This is a genomic window from Streptomyces sp. Ag109_G2-15 (genome assembly GCF_900215565.1).
GTDB classification, from domain to species: Bacteria; Actinomycetota; Actinomycetes; order Streptomycetales; family Streptomycetaceae; genus Streptomyces; species Streptomyces diastatochromogenes.
In genome coordinates, this window is the sequence record NZ_OCNI01000002.1 from 1,281,417 (window position 1) to 1,299,213 (window position 17,797).

Below are 17,797 nucleotides of genomic sequence, written 5' to 3' on the forward strand. Positions count from 1 at the left end.
ACGTGTGGCGCCGGCCGGACGGTCCGGCGCCGCAAGAGGTACCTGATGACCAGAACTCCGGCGGCTGAACTCGCCGCTCCTGCACCGATCACCCCGGGGCACCACCGCCTCTCCGCACCTCCTGCACGGTCCGGCACGCTCAAGCTCGGGGTGTTCTTCCTGCTCGTCACCACCGCATTCGCCGCCGCAGTGCTCACCCGCCCGGCACGTCCGGTCTTCCAGAGCGTCGACGACGCCTGGTTGCGCTGGATGGGAGGCCCGCACAGCGGCCCCTGCGCGGCCGTGGCCTCCGTACTGAACTGGCTGGGTGGCCCGCTGGGAGCGGTGATACCCGTGGGCCTGCTGCTTCTCCTCGCGGTATGCGGACGCTGGCGGTCCCTGCTGTTTCTGCTCACTACCTACGGGGTGGGCAACATGGCCGTCGTCCACATCCTCAAGTTCTGGGTGGACCGGCCGCGACCGGCCCACCCTCTGGTCCGGGTGGACCACGGTTCATTCCCCTCCGGCCACACGGCCGGAACGGCGCTCCTCGTGGTCGTCGTAGGCGTCCTCTTCGTCCCCACGGCCCGCCGACGAGGCTGGTGGGCCTTCGGCATCGCCGTCACGGTCGCGATGATGTGGAGCCGCACATGGCTGCACGCCCACTGGCTCAGCGACACTGTGGCCGGCGCCACCACGGGCGCGGGCACCGCCCTTGTGCTGTGGTGGCTGTTCACACCACTCCTGAGCCGGGAAGCGGATGCGTCACCCGTCCGTGCCACCGTCGGCCGGCCGGCCGGTCACGAGGACTGACGGTGGACGAGGACCGGCTCCATGCCCGGAACCTCGGGCGGCACACCCCGCTCGACCAGCTCGTGCAGGGCGTCGGCGACCTGAGCGGGCGTGGGCAGGTCCAGCCGCACCGTCGTCAACGGTGGCTGTTGCAGAGCCGACAACACCAGGTCGTCCGCGCCGACCACAGCGACATCCCCCGGGACGGTCACCCCTTTGTTGCGCAGCGCATGCAGCAGCAGCGCCGCGTAGTCGTCGTTGTAGGCGAACACCCCGTCCAGACCCGACTCGTGCCAACGCCCGGCCAGTTCGGCAGCGGACTCGTGGGTGTAGGACATCTCGACCGCGGTGACGGCCGCCGCCGTGCTGCGGGCGGCGACCTGCTGCGCTCCGGCCAGGCGCGGCCGGGCGAAGGTGGCCAGGCCGCGCTCCCGCGGCATGATCACGCCGATGTTCCGCCGTCCGCGGGAAACGAGGTGCTCGGCGGCCAGTGCTCCGACGCGTGCGTGGTCGAAGCCGATGGTGTGGACGCCTTTCACGTCATGGGAGGCGAACGCCAGCACACCCCGCACCCCGGCCCTGCCCAGCACGTCGGCGGCCTGGTCGGTCAGGCTGTCACCGTCGAGGGCCAGCACCGCCGCCGGGCGCAGTTCGGCCCAGGCCCGGGCAGCGCTCACGGAGTCGGAGAAACGCCCGGCGTGGAGCACGGTGACGTACCCGTGCTGTTCCAGCTCGCTCTGCAGGTCGTCGATCCAGGCGCTGACCAGGCTTCCGACCGCCGAGACGGACGCCGGCATGAGCACGAGGTTGCTCCGCCCCGCCCGCAGCGACCGGGCGGCAGCGTGCGGCACATAGCCGAGCTGCTGAGCCGCCGCCAGCACCCGGGCACGCGTAGTGGCACTGACCCGGTGCGCCTGCGTGTTGTTGAGGACGAAGGACACGGTCGCCCTCGACACCCCCGCCAGACGTGCCACGTCGGCACTCGTGACGGCTGCCGCCGCTGTCGGCTCCTTGCCCATGACGCCCTTAACCCGTTCCTCCCGGTCCTCTGACCGGCCCCCTCCAGGTTACACGCGTTACCGACAGGCGCGACAGGCGCCTTCGGGCCGGCCCGCACCCACCGAAGGAGTCCGATGGAACCGACGAGCCGCTCCGGCCCCATGCCCTGGCGCCCGTACCGCGCGGGCCTCACCCCGCTGCACGGCCGGGCGATGGAGCAGGACCTCGCCGCCTGCTACGCCCACCTGCGCCGGCTAGGCGGACCGGTCGTTCCGGTCGAGATCGCCCCCGGCGTCGCGGCCTGGCTGGTGCTCACCCACCGGGAAGTGCTGGAGGTCATCTGGAGAGCGGATCACTACTCCAGCGACCCGCGGCGGTGGGATGCCGCCGCTCATGGACGGCTGCGGGAGGACACACCCGCGCTACCGCTGCTCGGTCCGCACGCCGCCGTCTTCCGGCTCGACGGGGAAGAGCACCTTCGGCACCGCCGTGCCCTGACGGAGGCCCTCAGCCATCTCGATCCGAGGCAACTGGGCCGACTGGTCCGCCACCGGGCGAACGCACTGGTGGACAGCTGGTCGGTACGGGGCACCGCCGACCTGATGGCTGGATACGCCCGGCCTCTCGTGTGGGAGGTGTTCGCCCATCTGCTGGGCCTGTCCGACGATTCGTTCACGACGCTCGGCGTCCTGAGCCAGACCGTCGTGAACGGCTTCCCCGATGCCGTGCGGGCAGATGCGAAGCTGCTCAACACCTTCCGTCGGGTGGTGGACGAGCGGAGCGTCACACCGGCACCCGACCTTGCGTCGTGGCTGGTTCAGGACACAGCGTTGTCCGACGACGAGGTTGCCCACAACCTGCTCGCTCTCGCCTTGATCGGTGGCGAGAGCACCATCGGCTGGATCGGCAACAGCGTGCGCCTTCTCCTGGCACATCAAGGTCCAGCCCTGGTGACCGGGACCGGAGATTCGGTGTCCCGCCTCATGGAGCAAGCGCTCCACGCAGGCGCGCCGATGCCCAACATCCCCGGCCGGTGGGCGACTGGCGACACGATCCTGGCAGGGCACCCTATCCGGCAAGGTGACCTGGTGATCCCCTGTCTTGCGGCCGCCAACACCGACCCGGAGCTTGAGGGCGCCACGGCCTCCCGTACGCGGGCACACCTGGCCTGGGGTACCGGAACCCACGGCTGCCCCGCCAAGGATGCGGCTCGCCTGATCTCGGAAACGGCGCTCGAGGTGCTCCTGGACCGACTCGCCGGCCTCCGCCCCGTCCTCCCGGACAGTGCTCTGCGACACCCGTCCCTGTGGTGCGGGGCCCCGGCCGAACTGCCGGTGACGTTCGCCGCGACCAACTCCGACACCCGTCGGGGCACAGTGGCGTCCCCCCAGACCGTCGTAAAGGCGCCCGCCGAGCGGCGCGCCGACCGTGCTCCGCACGAGGCGCCGCCACAGCGCTGGGGTTGGTGGAACTCCTTCGGCGGCTGGTAGGCGGTTTCGCCAAGGGGGTGTTGCCGGACACCGTTGTTCGGTCCGGCAACACCCCCTTCAGCGCTTCGGGTTCACTCCGTGGGCGGCTGCACGTCCAGCCCATGGCCGTACGAGAAGAGCGGGTCCTGGGAATCGTCGGGCACGTCCTCGTGACCGGCGTCGACGGCTTCCATGCTGCGGGGAAGCTCGAAGGGAAGTCGCCCCTGTGCCTTCGTGCGACCGAAGAGGACGTCCAGCAGAGCGGTGTCCGAGGCACCGTAGTCGGCCACGAGAGCCGCCGCCTTCTCCGCGATCTCGGGGAGCACCGCGGGACGGTCGAGGAAGACGTCGAAGACGGTCGGCACGGCCGCGGCTGTCGCCAGCAGCGGCCGCAGTTCCTCCCCTGTGAAATCGAGCCGGCCCGCGCGGAAGAACTTCTCGAAGCCCTCCGTCCGCTCGTCGTACGGAGCCCTGATCCGTACCAGTGCGACGTCGGCTTCTTCCAGGCTGTCCACCACGGTGGCGTAGCGCTCGGCAACCTCAGGATCGACGCCCTGGACGTGCATTCGGATGCCGGCCTTCAACGGCAGGATCGGATCCGCCGCCGCGCTCGGGCGGTCCTTGAGAATCGTGATCGAGCGGCTCTGGGCGGCCAGGCCCGCCGCGGTGAACTCGTCGCTGCCGCAGATCCGCTCGGCGGCGTCCGGGTCGACATACGGGTCGTCGAAGAGGCCCAGGAGGAACTTCTCGCGCAGGAGGCGTGCGACGGAGGCGTCGATGCGGTCCATGCCGACCCGGCCCGCGTGGACCAGTTCGACGACGAGTTCGGGTGCGGCTTCGCCACCGAGCTGGTCGGCACCCGCGTCGAGGATCTTTTCCACGCGGGCCGGCCTGTCCAGGTGTTCCACGCCCCAGGCGCGGGCGGGGAAGGGGGAGCCGAGGATCCGGCTGTCGGTGACCAGCCCCCAGTCGGTGCACACGATGCCGTCGAAGCCGTACTTCTCGCGCAGCAACCCGGTGATGACACCCTTGTTGAAACCGAAGCCCACTTCTTCGTACGGGGTTCCGACCGGCATGGCGTAGTAGGGCATGATCTGGGACGTCCCCGCGGCGAACGCGGCCTCGAAGGGGATCAGGTGGTGGTCGAAGTTGCCGCCGGGGTAGACCTGTTCGCGGCCGTACGGGAAGTGGGCGTCCTCTCCGTCCTTCTGCGGTCCGGCCCCGGGGAAGTGCTTGGTCATGGCTGCCACGCTGTACGGGCCGAGGGCGTCGCCCTGAAGTCCGCGGATGTACGCGGCGACCATGCGGGCGGCCACGTGGGCGTCGGAGCCGAACGTACCCGTGATACGAGCCCACCGGGGCTCGCTGGCGAGATCGGCCATGGGATGCAGGGCCAGGCGGATACCGACGGCGAGGTACTCACGGCGGACGATGTCGGCATGCCGCCGTACCAGCTCCTCGTCCCCGATCGCCGCCAGGCCCGGCGGCTCCGGCCACAGGGAGAACCCGTCGGTGTGCGCGCTGGCCGCAGGGTTGTCGACGAAGCCGTGGCGCGGGTCGGTCGAGATGGTCACCGGGATGCCCAGACGGGTCGTCGCGGCCAGGTCCTGGAGACGGTTGTTCCACTCGGCCATCCGGCGCGGAGCCGCGGCACCGAAGAGGTTGAAGTGGTTCATGAGCTTGCCGGTCACCATGGCGGAGGTGGAGGCACGCATCGGATCGTCGTCGTCAGCTCCCGGCTCCGGCTCCACCAGTGATCCGTCCGGATTGATCGCGATCATGGTCTGGAACATGAGGCCCGCCTTCTCCTGCAGGGTCATGCGGCCGAGGAGGTCGGTGACACGTTCGTCCACCGGCAGACGCGGATTCTCGTAGGGCTCCATCACCCCGTTGCCGTTCAGATCGCGGAAAGCGGTGCCGTCGGGAGCGGTGAGGATGCGCGGCCGGGCCGTCGCTTCGTGGGCCATGGGTGTCTTCTTCCGTTTCGCGAGTGCGAGTGCCTCTGTGAAGCCGGTCCCGAGCTGGGTCAGGCGCTCGGGACCGGCTCGGCCGCCGCTCCCCTTCACGCGACCTCCGATCACGTTACACGTGTAACTGACTGATGTAGAGGCCGGCGAGGGACTTTTCGATGAATCCGCCGGCTACGAGGCCGACACCCGTCGACCGTGCAGGCGACGGGCACGTCCGGCCAGGTCGTTCACCGGGAGGGTGACGGCGTCGAAACGCATAGTCGTGCGATCTCCCTCCAGGTACTGCCCCCACGTCGGCATCCCGGGGTGGTTCGGGTCGCCGGTGCGGGCGAATGCGATCCACGCTTGATGCATGCTCTTCGCCAAGCCGGCCCCCACGACCGAATCGATCCCCTCGACGAGTGGAGCATGCGACCAGCTGTCGAAGTTGTCGAAGACGAAGGGAAGTTCCAGGCAGTGAGCGGCGGCGAGCCTCCCGCCATGCGCCGGCGTCGGAAAGTCGAACTGGAACGCCCAGACGGGACGACCCAACGCCGCCCTGGCTTCCGCCAGTTCCACGCACGGAACCCGGAACAGCTCGTCCGAGATCAGATCCATGAGCACGTCGACGGGCCCGGCGCCGGGCCGGGTCCGCGCGTACTCGTCGTACACATCGGCTGCCGCACGGTCGCCGAAGCGCTCCGCGATGCGGCCCACCACCTGGGCGCGGGTGGACTTCGCGTACGCCGGATCCAGGGCGAAGTTGAAGTTGGCCTCTTCGCGGGTCCAGCCGATGAGAACGTCGATCTCGGCTGCCGCGCCGTGCAGGAGGGTCTCCGCCGGGTGGCGGAAGAGTGTGACGTCGTCCCGCACGGGGAGGAAGGGAGTGGCCCAGGACCCCCAGCGCACAGTGCGCGCGTAGAGCCCTCCGGCGGCCTCGAGAAGCCGCGGCCACGGCAGGTGCCGGAGTTCGTCGACGTCCTTCACCCCGGCGGACTCGAGGTAGGCGTCGATCCGTTCCCGGTACTCGTCGCGGGTGGGGATGCGCAGACCGAAGGGCGGGCTCTGGAGGATGGCCCGACGGAACATCTTCTGGGCTTCGGGGTGCCCGGCAAGGGCGGCCGTGGACATGGCGCCGCCCGACTGGCCGGCGACAGTGATGGTGTCGGGGTCCCCACCGAAGTGGGCGATGTTGTCGCGCACCCAGCGCAACGCGGTCAGCTGGTCGGTGAGCCAGAGATTGGCCGGCTGTGCCTCCGCTGCGGTCTCGTCGTCGAACGACAGGTAACCGAGGGGGCCGAGACGGTAGTTCAGGGTGACGACCACCAGGTCGCCGTCGCGCGCGAAGGTCTCGCCGGAGTAGATGGGCAACGATCCGGAGCCGGAGACGAATCCGCCGCCATGGATCCAGACCAGCACCGGTCGGCGAGCGTCATCGACGGCCGGTGTCCATATGTTCAGCGTCAGACAGTCGTCGTCGAAGGGCGGAGATCCATGGCCCCCCAGGACCGGGTCGCCACCCTCGATGTACATCTGCGGTGAGCTCGGCCCGTATGCGGTCGCCTCGCGGGTACCACTCCAGCCGGGGTGCGGCCGAGCGTCACGCCAGCGCAGGTCACCCACCGGTGGTGCGGCGTACGGCACGCCCTTGAAGACCGCGACACCACCGTCGATGCCTCCGCGCAGCCGGCCGGCCGGCAACTGGACGACGGGGGGAGCCTGACCTTGCCTGTCAGTCATGTATGTCCTCCTTGGTGAACCCGTTCCCCGGGCATATCGGAGCCGCTGCCGCTCGGGCCGCGTGGCGGGCGGAGGCACGGGAGTGACAGGACCCGCGCCGAGCCGGACCGTGACACTATTCCGCAATTCCGACGGTCGTCAATTAATCAGCACACAAGCAGGGGGCCGCGATCGAACCAGGCCCTGTCCGGCGGATCAGGCCGGCTCCAGGCAACGGTGCCTCATCAGCACAGGTGAGCGGGGCATGCCCCGCGATTCCGGCATGATCCGCCGGACAGGCCCTAGTCCCACAGGCGATCGGCCGCGGCACGCCTGGCCTCCTCCTCCAGAAGGCGGGCGAACGCCGACCACAGCAGCAGTACGACACCCACGCCCGCAGCGGCGCCGGCCACGGTGTCACTGAGCCATTGGGCGTGCAGCCACGTACGGCTCCACATGGTCACGGCGATCAAGGCTGCCGCGAAAAGCCACCACCAGCGCCGCGCGCGGGGCGGAAAGAGCACCACTCCGGCAGCCAGAAGCAGAGTCGTCACCGTGAAGACCTGACCGGACGGAAACGAGCCCTCGCCGACCAGGACCCAGGGGTGCGGCGGGCGCGGGCGGTCGACGAGTTGCTTCAGGGGGAGCACGACGACGATGTTGGAAACCACTCCGGCCGTGAAGACGAACAGGCCGGATCTCCATCTCCCGTAGATTCCGAGGCAACCGGTCAGCGCGAGGGGCAGGATCACTCCCAAGGGCCCGCCGAGCACGTCGAACGTGCGGGCCAGGCTCGTCGCCGCACCTCTCGGCGCCCCCTGCATCGCATTCATCCAGCGATCATCCAGGCTCTGGAAAGCCGGCCGCCCGTTCCCGAGGAGGGCGAGACCGGTCGCCAAAACCGCAGTCAACAGCACGGTGGCGGCAATCAACGCCCCCCGCGGCGGGCCGACCGGCACCGGACCGTGTGAGGTCGCGCCGGACGGCGGACGCAAGGGGGCACCAGTTCGTGGACGGCTCATGACTGACCTTTCCGGGACTCTGGGGCTGGTCACCGGCCCGCGAGAGCCAGGGCCCAGGGACGGGGCTTCTGCACCACGCGTGCGATGCACGCGGTGTCGGCCCGTCGGCGGCGGGGCGACGGTCGACGCCACCGGCCGACGACACGGCCAGTCGCGCGACAGCACCGCTGCGCACGACAAAGCGAGGGGCGTTTCCGAGCCAACCCTGAACCAGCCGTCACGGCAGCGGCAAGACCGACTGGCGAGTAGCTACACGAGTAACGCCCACACTCCCGATCCCGACGCTTACGGTCGCCGTCAATTTGAGCCAACCTCTACTCAATGGGCGCCACAGGTGCTACACAAGGCGTACACGCCGAGGCAACACGTGTAACCCACGCCGTACGCAGGTGCCATCCCCCAGCACGCGTCAGCCGGCGTCTGCCGCCTCACACCCCATCCAACTCTCAGCTCCGCGCTCCAGGAGTCGACATGCCCTGCCCCATTCCGCGCCGCGCGTATCCTGCGGCGTCCCTCCCGCTGGGTGGTCACCGTGTCCACCGATGAACTCATCCAGCCGAAGGCGACGAACGTCGCGCACGAGCCCCGCCAGCGCGGCCTCATGCTGCTGCTCCTGCTCGCCAACTCCTCCATGCTCGCCGTGTACATGGGCGTCGGCGCAGTGCTGCTGCCGACCCAGATCGCCCAGATCGACCCCGGCGACAAGGTCACGATCCTGGGCATCGTGGGCGGTGTGAGCTCGGTCTTCGCGACCGCGTTCAACCCGATCGCCGGCGCCCTGTCGGACCGCACGGGACGCCGCAACCCGTGGATCCTCGGTGGCGCCCTGGCCTCACTCGCCGGACTGGCGTTCCTGGGCAGTGTGCGGACCGTGCTGCTGGTGGGCATCGGATGGTGTCTGGTACAGGCAACGATGAACGTCTACCAGGCCGCCGTCACCGCGGTCGTACCCGACCGGATCCCTCCCGCTCGTCGCGGCCTTGCCTCCGCCCTCGTCGGCCTGGGGTTGCCGATCGGCGGCACGGTCGGCGTGCTGATCGCTTCGCAGACCGCGGGCCAACTTCAGCTGGGCTATCTGGTCTTCGGCGCGGTGGTGGCCGGCGCTGCGCTGCTGCTCACCGGAGTCTGCCGCGACGTGCCGCGACGTGAGCCTCTGCCGTCCGTCCCGAAACGCGATCGCCTGGCGGCATTCCTCTCCGCTCTGGCCAACCATGACTTCCGGTGGGCCTTCATCGGACGGGCACTGATGGTGCTCGGCTACTTCTCCGTCGTCGGATACCAGCTCTACATCCTCGAAGACCACATCAACCTACCGAAGGGCCTGGCCCCGACGGAGGCGATGGCGATCCTCACTCCGGTGTCGATGGGCGCGATGGCCGTGTCCACGGTGGTCGGAGGTCTGCTGTCCGACCGCTGGAACCGGCGCAAGGTCTTCGTCGGCCTGTCGGCCGCGCTCGCCGGCATCGTGACGACGGTCCCCGTCATCAGCCCGACCTGGCCAGGAATGCTCTGCTTCAGCGCCCTGAACGGGCTCGCCTTCGGATGCTTCATGGCAGTGGACACCGCGGTCGTCACGCTCGTCCTGCCCCGCGCGGAGGACGCCGCCCGTGACATGGGCGTCCTCAACATCGCCAACGCCGGGCCGCAGATCATCGCTCCGTTCGTCGCGTCCGCCGTCGTGACCGCACTGGGCGGCTACACACCGCTGTTCCTCATCGGCGGCGCCCTGTCTCTGCTGGGTGCGCTGGCCATCCTCCCGATCCGCGGAGTGCGCTGACCCCAGCGCCATGGAACCCCGGCGGGCGCATGCAGGGGGTCGTACGCCCGCCGGTCCCCGTCCTCCCCCATATCTCCTCACTCATCGAAGGAGCACTCCGTGAGACGCACGCGCGTTCTGCCCCTGGCCGCTCTGCTGCTGTGCACACCGGCTCTCGTCGGTACCGAACCGGCGAGCGCCGCGCCGAAGGCCGCGCAGGACGGCCCGCTGCACATCCTGCTGACGAACGACGACGGATACAACGCCCCGGGCATTCGCATGCTCTACCAGCGGCTCACCGACGCGGGCCACGACGTCACCATCGTCGCCCCGCTCACCAACCAGAGTGGCGCCGGGACGAAGATGATGAGCAGTACCACCATCACGGTGAAGCACCCCGAGCCTTGGGTGTGGGCCGTGGACGGCACGCCAGGTGACTCGGTGTCCTTCGGACTGTCCGAGGTGTTCGCCGACCACGCGCCGGACCTCGTGATCTCCGGCACGAACTTCGGTCCCAACGTCGCCGCCCTGGCCACCCACTCCGGGACCGTCGGCGGCGCGGTGGCCGCACTGGAACAGGGTGTGCCCGCGATCGCGGTGAGTACCGGAGGGCTGGCGGCCCCGGTGCCGGAGCCGATCTTCAATGCCATGCGCCCCACCGACGACTTCGTCGTCAAGCTGATCGAACGCCTGCGGAGCCGGTCCAAGAGCGGACGCCTGTTGCCCGAGGGCGTGGGCCTGAACCTCAACCACCCGGTGGTCGGTCCGGACGGCAAGGGGACCGCCTCGGGAGTCTCCGTCACGACTCAGGATCCGCAGCCCATCCTCAAAGCCGACTACAGCGACTCCGGTGACGGCACCTGGAAGGTGAACGTCAACGTGGTCTCGGCGCCTGCCGAGAACGGCGGTGACGTCGAAGCCATCAGCGCCGACAAGGTCTCCATCACGCCGATCTCGCCCGACTGGAACGCCGGCACCGTCGACTTCGCGAAGGCCGCGGCGCTTCTCGCCGGCCTGCGCCCGTAGCCAGAAACGGCTCCGCCTCCTCCCCGGGTGTTCCAGGCCACCCGGGAGTCGGCGTCCCCGTACCACCCGTCCCCGTCACGTTCGCGCACGCGTCATGGAGGAACAGTGGAAAGGTCCCGCTCGTCCCGAGTATTAACGGCCCTGGCCTTGGCGCTCGCCATGGCATCCTTCGTCGCCCGTCCGACCACCGCCATCGCGGCCCGAGCAACGGCCGCGGACTCCGGCCCGGCCGTGACCACGGGGCAGGGCAGGCTTGCCGGACAGGTCAACGGCCAGGCCGAGGAGTTCCTCGGCGTGCCGTACGCCACTCCCCCCGTCGGCAGTCTCCGGTTCCGCCCCCCGGTACCGCCCGCACGATGGAGCGGGACACGCGATGCGACCCGGCAGGCACCCGCGTGCCCGCAGTTCTCGCCCTTCGGACTCCGGGACCCGGACGACGTCAGCGAGGACTGCCTCTACCTGGACGTGTACCGGCCGCGCCACGCGCACCCCGGCGACCGCCTGCCTGTGCTGTTCTGGATCCACGGCGGCGGCTACAGCCAGGGCACCGGAACCCAGTTCGGCGGCCGCACCATGGCCGACCTCACCGGCAGCGTGGTCGTGAGCATCAACTACCGGCTGGGGCAACTGGGATACCTGGCCCTGTCGGAACTCACCCGCGACAACGCGCTCAACTCCGGATCGTACGGGCTGATGGACCAGATCGCGGCCCTGAAGTGGACACGCGACAACATCGCTGCGTTCGGCGGTGACCCGGACGACATCACCCTCTGGGGTCAGTCCGCCGGCAGCGGCTCCATCTGTGCCATGCTCACCTCCCCCGCAACCGCCGGGCTGTTCTCCCGAGCGATCCTGCAGAGCGGACCCTGCGACCTGCTGCGCGCTCCCGGCAAGGACCAGGCCACCGACGAGGCGAGGGCCTTCGCCGCCGCGGCAGGCTGCCCCGACCCCGATACCCGCCCTGAGTGCCTCCGTACCGCGCCGGCCGCCGACCTGATCACCGCCGCCCGTACGCACCCCACCTCTGGGCCGGCGTTCGGCGACGGGCTGCTGCCGGCCCAGCCGTCCGCGGCCATCGCCTCCGGTGCGTGGCACAAGGTTCCGGTCCTCATCGGCAGCAACCGGGCCGAGAGCCGGTTCTTCGTGGCCCTCACCCAACCGCACCCGACTGCGCAGGAGTACGTCGACCAGATCAACGCCACGTACGGAAATGCGGCACAGCAGGTCCTGGCCCACTACCCGGTGGCCGCCTACCCCAGCCCGTACGACGCGCTGTCGGCGGTGCTCACCGACTCCACCTTCGCCTGCCACACGCTCAGCACCGCCCGCACGTTCGCCGGCCAAGTACCCACCTACGTGTACGAGTTCGACGACCCGCACTCCCCCACCCTGTACGGAGCCCAGGTTCCGGGCGTCGACATGGCGAACGCGCACAGCGCCGAACTCGCCTACCTGCATGACTTCACCATGGGGGAACGACCGCTCACCGCGGCACAGACCACGCTCGGCAACGACATGAAGCGCAGCTGGGCGGCGTTCGCCCGCACCGGAGTCCCGGACGTCCCGGGTGAGACGCGGTGGCCACGCATCGGCGCCCGCTACACGACCTTGACGCTCACACCTGGGAACACCCATGTCTCGACCGGCTTCGCGACCGAGCACCAGTGTGACTTCTGGACCAGTGAAGCCTCGTCCCCTGGGGCACCATGAAGTTGCCTGTGTTCCTGCGGCATGTCAGCCGTCCGCCGTCGGTGCCCAGCCGGGTGGCCCGACCAGATACCCGGCCCGGTCGCGCCAGCGGCGCGCCGTGCGGACGTCGTGCCAGACGGCCGCGAACTCGTGGAAGGCCACCCGCACCGGGTTGTAGGTGCCGATGTTCTTCGTCAGGCCGTACACCACCCGCTCGCCCTCCGGTTCGAACGTGCCGAAGAGCCGGTCCCAGACGATGAGGATGCCGCCGTAGTTGCGGTCCAGGTAGACGCTGTTCGAGCCGTGGTGGACGCGGTGGTGGGAGGGCGTGTTGAAGAACCACTCCACGGGCCGCCACAGCCTGTCCACCCGCTCGGTGTGCAGAAAGAACTGGTAGACGAGGCTGAAGGCCTGCTGGAGCAGGATCATCCACGGCGGAAGGCCGAGCAGTGCCAGCGGCAGCCAGAAGGGCAGGCCCGTCATCGGCGTCCAGCTCTGGCGCAGGGCGGTCGAGAGGTTGAACCGGAGACTGGAGTGGTGGACCACATGGCTCGCCCACAGCACCCGCACCCGGTGGTGGGCGCGGTGGAAGGCGTAGTACGCCAGGTCGTCGCCGAAGAACAGCAGCACCCACGTCCACGCGGAGGACGGCGACAGATGCCAGGGGGCGACGGCGAAGAGAGCCGAGTACAGCACGATCGTCACCGCCTTCCAGGGCATCGCGACGACCTGGCTGCCGGCGCCCATGGACATGCTGGTGGCGGTGTCGCGCAGCTCGTAGCCGCGCTCGTCGTCGTCCGGGAGGAAGCGGTAGGACAGTGCCTCGACGACGACCAGCAGCACGAACGCGGGTATCGCGTAGACCACGGCCGGGATCATGTCAGCGCACCGCCTTCCGCGGCGTCGCGGGCACGCTGCGGGACAGCAGCTCGCGCGCCAGCCGTTCGGCCGCCTCGGCCTCGCGTGCCGCGATGTGCGCTGCCAGCCGCTGATGTGCTTCGACGTCGAGGAGTTCCGCGGCCCGCAGATCGTCCGGCACGTCGGCGACCGGGAGTGTGCCGCCCACCAGGCTGTTGAAGGCCAGCAGGTAGGCGACGTTCCCGGAACCCTCCACGATCAGCCGCCACCAGGCGACGTCCGCATCGGCCAGCTCGGTCAGATCGGGCCCGGTGCGCGCGTACCGGCCCGCGGCCTCGACGATCTCCCCGGCGGTGTCCTCGGAGCACCTGATCGTGCACAGCCGGGCCGCGTCGGCGCCGATGCACGCCCGCATCTCCAGGGCGTCGCGGGCGAGGTCCCCCACCGAGGGCCCGGCGTCGGCCGCCGCGATGCCCATGGCGAGGTCGAGGCCGGCGGTGTGCCGCCAGTCCAGGACGAGCGTGCGGCCGCCGTGGCTCACCTCGACCAGCCGTGCCTGCTGGAGCCGCTTGACGGCCTCCCGGACGGCATGCCGGTTCACCCCGAACTCGGCTGCCAGACCCCGTTCGGCGGTGAGCGCGGCACCGGCCGGCAGTTCCCCGCCGAGGATCCTGTCGCGCAGCAGGGCGAAGAGCTGGTCGGAGACCGCCTCGCGCCGGATGAGTCCGTCATTCATGGCGATCAGGGTGAACGCGACCGGCTCACTGGTCAACTGGTTGGACCAGTTTTTCTGCGGCGTACCCCGACCTTTTGCTGACGTTCCTGACGTCGGATCACCGGATGTGGATCCAGACGGTCTTCTCCCGGGTCCACTGGTCGAAGGCGTTGGTCGATTTCTCCACGCCGCCGAACCCGGACTGTTTCCAGCCGCCGAAGGGTGTGGTGATGTCGCCCTCGCTGTAGGCGTTGACGGAGACCACGCCGGCCTGGACGCCGCGTGCCAACCGGAGGGCGGTGTCGAGGTCGCGGGTCCACACCGAGGCCGCAAGCCCGTATTCGGTGGCGTTCGCCAGATGCAGCGCCTCGTCTTCGGAGGTGAAGGTCTGGACGGTGACGACGGGGCCGAACAGTTCCTTGGTGAGTACGTCGCTGTCTTCGGGCGCGTGGGTGATCACGGTGGGCGGGTAGTAGGCCCCACGCTGCGGCAGGCCGTGCGGCAGCCCTCCGGTGTGAATGCGGGCTCCACCGGCCCGCGCGGCTTCCACCGCCGCCGCGACCCGGTCGAAGGCCGCCCGGTCGATCAGTGGCCCCAGCTGCGTGTGAGGGTCCGCGGGATCGCCGATGACCAGGCGCTGCGCGGCGGCCGTGAACCGCTCCAGCACCTCGTCGGCGATGCTGTCGTGGACCAGGACGCGGGAACCGGCCGTGCAGTTCTGTCCCATCGTCAGGAATGCGGCCTCGATCATGTGGTCGATGAGCTCGTCCCCGTAGGCGAGCGCGTCGGCCATCAGCACCTGGGGGCTCTTGCCGCCCATCTCCAGCGAGACCCGTTTGAAGTTGGTGTCGGCCGCGTCCTTGAGGATGCGGCGCCCGGTCCCGGTGGAGCCGGTGAACGAGAGGGCACCCACGACGGGGCTGCGGGCCAGGGCGGCGCCGGTGACGGAGCCGTGGCCGGTCAGGACCGTGAGGACCCCCTCGGGAAGGCCTGCCTCGGTGGCGAGTTCGGCCAGGTGCAGGGCCGAGCGCGGGGTCGCCTCGGCGGGCTTGACCAGCAGGCAGTTGCCCGCGGCGAGGGCGGGACCGACCTTCCACGCGGTCATGGCCAGCGGGTAGTTCCAGGGCAGGATCGCCGCCACCGCCCCGACCGGTTCCCGGCTCATCAGGCCCAGTCCGTCCTGTCCGCCGGGTGCGATCCTGCCGAACACCTTGTCGGCCGCTTCGGCGAACCAGCGGATCGACTCGACAGCACCGGGTACGTCGCCGGTGAGGCACTCCGTGATCGGCTTTCCCGCGTCCTCGCTGTCCAGCCGGGCCAGGATCCCGGCGTCGCGTTCCATCAGGTCGGCGAGCCGCAGCAGCACCCCGCTGCGCTCCCGGACCGGCAGCCGCGACCACACGCCGGACGCGAAGACCTGCCGGGCCCGCTCAGCAGCCTTGGCGACCTCTTCGGCGCTCGTGGCGGGCACGGTGGTGATCAGTTCCCCGGTGGCCGGGTTGACGACGCCCAGCGTGGCGGGGCTCTCGACTGCGGTCATTTCTCCTCCACCAGTTCCCAACGTCCTTCGGTCTGCCGTGCCAGTCCGCGGCGGCGCAGCTCCTCGAGATAGCGGGCCATGCCGCGCTCACCCCTCTGCCGGAACAGCGGGAGCACCTTCGGCAACAGGTTCGGCGCCAGCATCGCGAACCGGACCAGGCGGGACTCACCGGGCCGCGGGTATGCCTCCAGGCGGGGCCTGTCGAGCAGGGTCACCACGGCCGCCACGACGTCGGCGGGCTGCTGCGGCGGATCCTGGAACTGCATGGAGTTCCCGCCGTCCACGGCTTCCTGGCGCAGCATCCGGGTGTCGGTCGCCGACGGCAGCACCGACCCGGCCAGGATGCCCTTGCTCCTCAGGTCGAGCCCGAGGGCGAGCATCGCCCCGCGCAGCCCGAACTTCGAGGCCGTGTAGATCGGGGTCTCGCCCAGCGGGAAGATCCCGCCGAGAGAGACGGTGGTGACCACGCGGGCGTCCGGGGAGGCTTGCAGCAGCGGGATCGCGAGCCTGGTGGCCACCAGCGGCGAGGTCAGGTTGAGGGTGATCTCCTTCTCGATGCTCTCGACGCTGCGCACGTCGAAGCGTTCGGCGCTGGTCATTCCCACGTTGTTGACGAGCACGTCGAGGCGGCCGTACGCGTGGGCGACCTGATCGAAAAGGTGCTCCACCTGGGCCCGGTCCACCAGGTCGCAGCCGATGGCGGTGTGGCCGGCGCCGGGAAGCGCGACGGCGACCTGCTCGGCGCGGGCCTCGTCGATGTCGACGACCACGCAGCGGGCGCCCCCGGCGGCGAAGCGACGGCACATCGCGCTGCCGATCCCGCCGGCGCCGCCGGTCACCAGCATGACCTTGTCATGGAAGTCGAAGCCGCTCATGACACCGCCTCCGCGTCCCGCAGGGACCGCACGCGCGGCGGCCGGCCTTCGGTGCGCCAGCCCATCTCGGCCGCGATCCTGGCGAGGTGCTTCACGAGGGCCGCGCTGTCGACGTAGCCGGTGTGCCGGGGCGACTCGACGAACTTGATGCCGCCGGACAGGTCCGGGCGGTCGGTACGGATCATGCCTGCGAATCGCTCCGCGTTCGGCAGTCGGTGCCGTGCGTCGTGGATGTGCCCGGCGATCAGCTGGGCCTGGGTGTCGAAGAGCCGGTACGCGCCGGAGTTGGTCTCGACGAAGCCGACTCCGCACAGGCCCTGGTGCTCGCGGGAGAACGACGACAGGTACAGGTCGGGGTGCTGCTCGTCGCCGAAGTACTTCTGCGCGACCGGCACCTTGTGGACGTAACCGGTGGCCAGCAGGATCAGGTCGAAGTCGTCGCGGGTGCCGTCCGTGAAGTGGGCCGTCCTGCCCTCGGTGCGGGCGATCCCCGGTCTGGCGGTGATGTCGCCGTGCTGGAGGTGGTGGATCAGCATCGAGTTGATCGCGGGGTGGGTCTCGAACAGCTTGTGGTCCGGCTTCGGGAGGCCCAGGCGCGTCGGGTCGCCGTTGAGGATCCGCAGGAGGGTGCCGAAGACCCGCTGCGCCAGCCACATCGGCAGGTGCGGCCCGCCGGCCGCGATGGTGTCCACCGGCCGGCCGAAGAGGTGCTTGGGGATGAACCAGTAGCCGCGGCGCATGCTGATCACCGCGTGGTCCGCGCTGCGGGCGGCGTCGCAGGCGATGTCGCAGCCGGAGTTTCCGGCTCCCACGACCAGGACCCGCTTGCCGCGCAGTTCCTCCGCGCTGCGGTAGCCGACCGTGTGACGGACCTCGCCGGTGAAGTTCCCGGGCAGTTCCGGGACGTTGGGGTGCCACTGGGCACCCGTGCAGACCACGACCTGGCTGTGCACGGTCCGCCGTCCGTCGGTCCGGGTGACCGCCCAGGTGCCGTCCGCGTTCTTCTCGACGCTTTCGACCTCGACGCCGAACTGGATGCGCTCCGTCAACTCGTAGGCGTCGGCGAAGGACCTCAGGTACGAGAGGATCTGCCGGTGCGGGGGATAGTCGGCGAATTCGTCGGGCATGGGAAAGCCTCCGAAGCCCGAGAGAGTCCTGCTGGAAATGAAATGGGCCGACTCGTACATCGGGCTGCCGGGGTTGTCGATGTCCCAGATGCCGCCGGGCCCTGTGTGCCGCTCGAGATGCGTGTACGGCAGATTCCGCTCCGTCAGGGCTCTGGCGACCGCCAGCCCGGCAGGTCCCGCTCCGATCACACACGTGTCGTACTGAATATTTCCCATGAATCGGATCCTTTTTCAGACGTTCGCAGTCCCATTCCCGAAGGACTGAGGAGAACTTATTCATCT

The 17,797-nt window shown here is 69.8% G+C and carries 14 protein-coding genes; 5 read left to right on the top strand and 9 right to left on the bottom strand.

The features are described 5' to 3' along the window. Positions 1 to 45: 45 nt before the first annotated feature. Entirely contained in the window at positions 46 to 792 is a 747-nt protein-coding gene (locus CRP49_RS42155) for a phosphatase PAP2 family protein (RefSeq protein ID WP_097258637.1), read from the top strand. Here the strand turns inward: CRP49_RS42155 and CRP49_RS42160 are convergent. Further along, positions 780 to 1,790: a LacI family DNA-binding transcriptional regulator gene (locus tag CRP49_RS42160; protein ID WP_097258638.1), complete on the bottom strand. Its 1,011-nt coding sequence runs from the start codon at positions 1,788 to 1,790 to the stop codon at positions 780 to 782. The two genes, CRP49_RS42155 and CRP49_RS42160, sit on opposite strands and share 13 nt — an antisense overlap. Before the next feature lie 114 nt (positions 1,791 to 1,904). On the opposite strand from CRP49_RS42160, the gene CRP49_RS42165 reads away from it, so the two are divergent. After that, on the top strand, positions 1,905 to 3,260 hold the full coding sequence (locus CRP49_RS42165) for a cytochrome P450 (protein WP_097258639.1): 1,356 nt from the start codon (positions 1,905 to 1,907) through the stop codon (positions 3,258 to 3,260). Positions 3,261 to 3,331: 71 nt separating this feature from the next. Here CRP49_RS42165 and CRP49_RS42170 read toward each other — a convergent pair whose 3' ends face one another. The 3 genes from CRP49_RS42170 to CRP49_RS42180 form a co-directional block, all read right to left on the bottom strand. Further along, entirely contained in the window at positions 3,332 to 5,206 is a 1,875-nt protein-coding gene (locus CRP49_RS42170; RefSeq protein WP_306459804.1) for a glycoside hydrolase family 3 protein, read from the bottom strand. A gap of 174 nt (positions 5,207 to 5,380) precedes the next feature. After that, complete coding sequence (locus CRP49_RS42175) at positions 5,381 to 6,928, bottom strand: carboxylesterase/lipase family protein (RefSeq protein WP_097258640.1); 1,548 nt, start codon at positions 6,926 to 6,928, stop codon at positions 5,381 to 5,383. Positions 6,929 to 7,209: 281 nt separating this feature from the next. After that, positions 7,210 to 7,839, bottom strand: a complete 630-nt coding sequence (locus CRP49_RS42180; protein WP_179852021.1) for a phosphatase PAP2 family protein — start codon at positions 7,837 to 7,839, stop codon at positions 7,210 to 7,212. Between the two features lie 622 nt (positions 7,840 to 8,461). On the opposite strand from CRP49_RS42180, the gene CRP49_RS42185 reads away from it, so the two are divergent. From CRP49_RS42185 to CRP49_RS42195, 3 genes are all read left to right on the top strand, one after another. After that, a complete protein-coding gene (locus tag CRP49_RS42185; protein ID WP_097259321.1) occupies positions 8,462 to 9,706 on the top strand; it encodes an MFS transporter in 1,245 nt (414 codons plus the stop codon). A 99-nt stretch (positions 9,707 to 9,805) separates the two neighbouring features. Next, positions 9,806 to 10,711: a 5'/3'-nucleotidase SurE gene (surE, locus tag CRP49_RS42190; protein ID WP_179852022.1), complete on the top strand. Its 906-nt coding sequence runs from the start codon at positions 9,806 to 9,808 to the stop codon at positions 10,709 to 10,711. Between the two features lie 159 nt (positions 10,712 to 10,870). Then, positions 10,871 to 12,421 carry a carboxylesterase/lipase family protein gene (locus tag CRP49_RS42195; protein WP_097258643.1) on the top strand — a complete coding sequence of 517 codons (1,551 nt, stop codon included), beginning with the start codon at positions 10,871 to 10,873 and terminating at the stop codon, positions 12,419 to 12,421. A 24-nt stretch (positions 12,422 to 12,445) separates the two neighbouring features. Here CRP49_RS42195 and CRP49_RS42200 read toward each other — a convergent pair whose 3' ends face one another. The 5 genes from CRP49_RS42200 to CRP49_RS42220 form a co-directional block, all read right to left on the bottom strand. Next, positions 12,446 to 13,279, bottom strand: a complete 834-nt coding sequence (locus CRP49_RS42200; RefSeq protein ID WP_097258644.1) for a sterol desaturase family protein — start codon at positions 13,277 to 13,279, stop codon at positions 12,446 to 12,448. 1 nt (position 13,280) lies between these two features. Further along, on the bottom strand, positions 13,281 to 13,994 hold the full coding sequence (locus tag CRP49_RS42205; protein WP_097259322.1) for a FadR/GntR family transcriptional regulator: 714 nt from the start codon (positions 13,992 to 13,994) through the stop codon (positions 13,281 to 13,283). Between the two features lie 97 nt (positions 13,995 to 14,091). After that, positions 14,092 to 15,513, bottom strand: a complete 1,422-nt coding sequence (locus CRP49_RS42210) for an aldehyde dehydrogenase family protein (RefSeq protein WP_097258645.1) — start codon at positions 15,511 to 15,513, stop codon at positions 14,092 to 14,094. Beyond that, positions 15,510 to 16,388: an SDR family oxidoreductase gene (locus CRP49_RS42215; RefSeq protein ID WP_097258646.1), complete on the bottom strand. Its 879-nt coding sequence runs from the start codon at positions 16,386 to 16,388 to the stop codon at positions 15,510 to 15,512. Before CRP49_RS42215 ends, CRP49_RS42210 begins: the two co-directional genes overlap by 4 nt. After that, positions 16,385 to 17,731: an NAD(P)/FAD-dependent oxidoreductase gene (locus CRP49_RS42220; protein WP_179852023.1), complete on the bottom strand. Its 1,347-nt coding sequence runs from the start codon at positions 17,729 to 17,731 to the stop codon at positions 16,385 to 16,387. The genes CRP49_RS42215 and CRP49_RS42220 overlap by 4 nt, the downstream gene beginning before the upstream one ends. Positions 17,732 to 17,797: the final 66 nt, after the last annotated feature.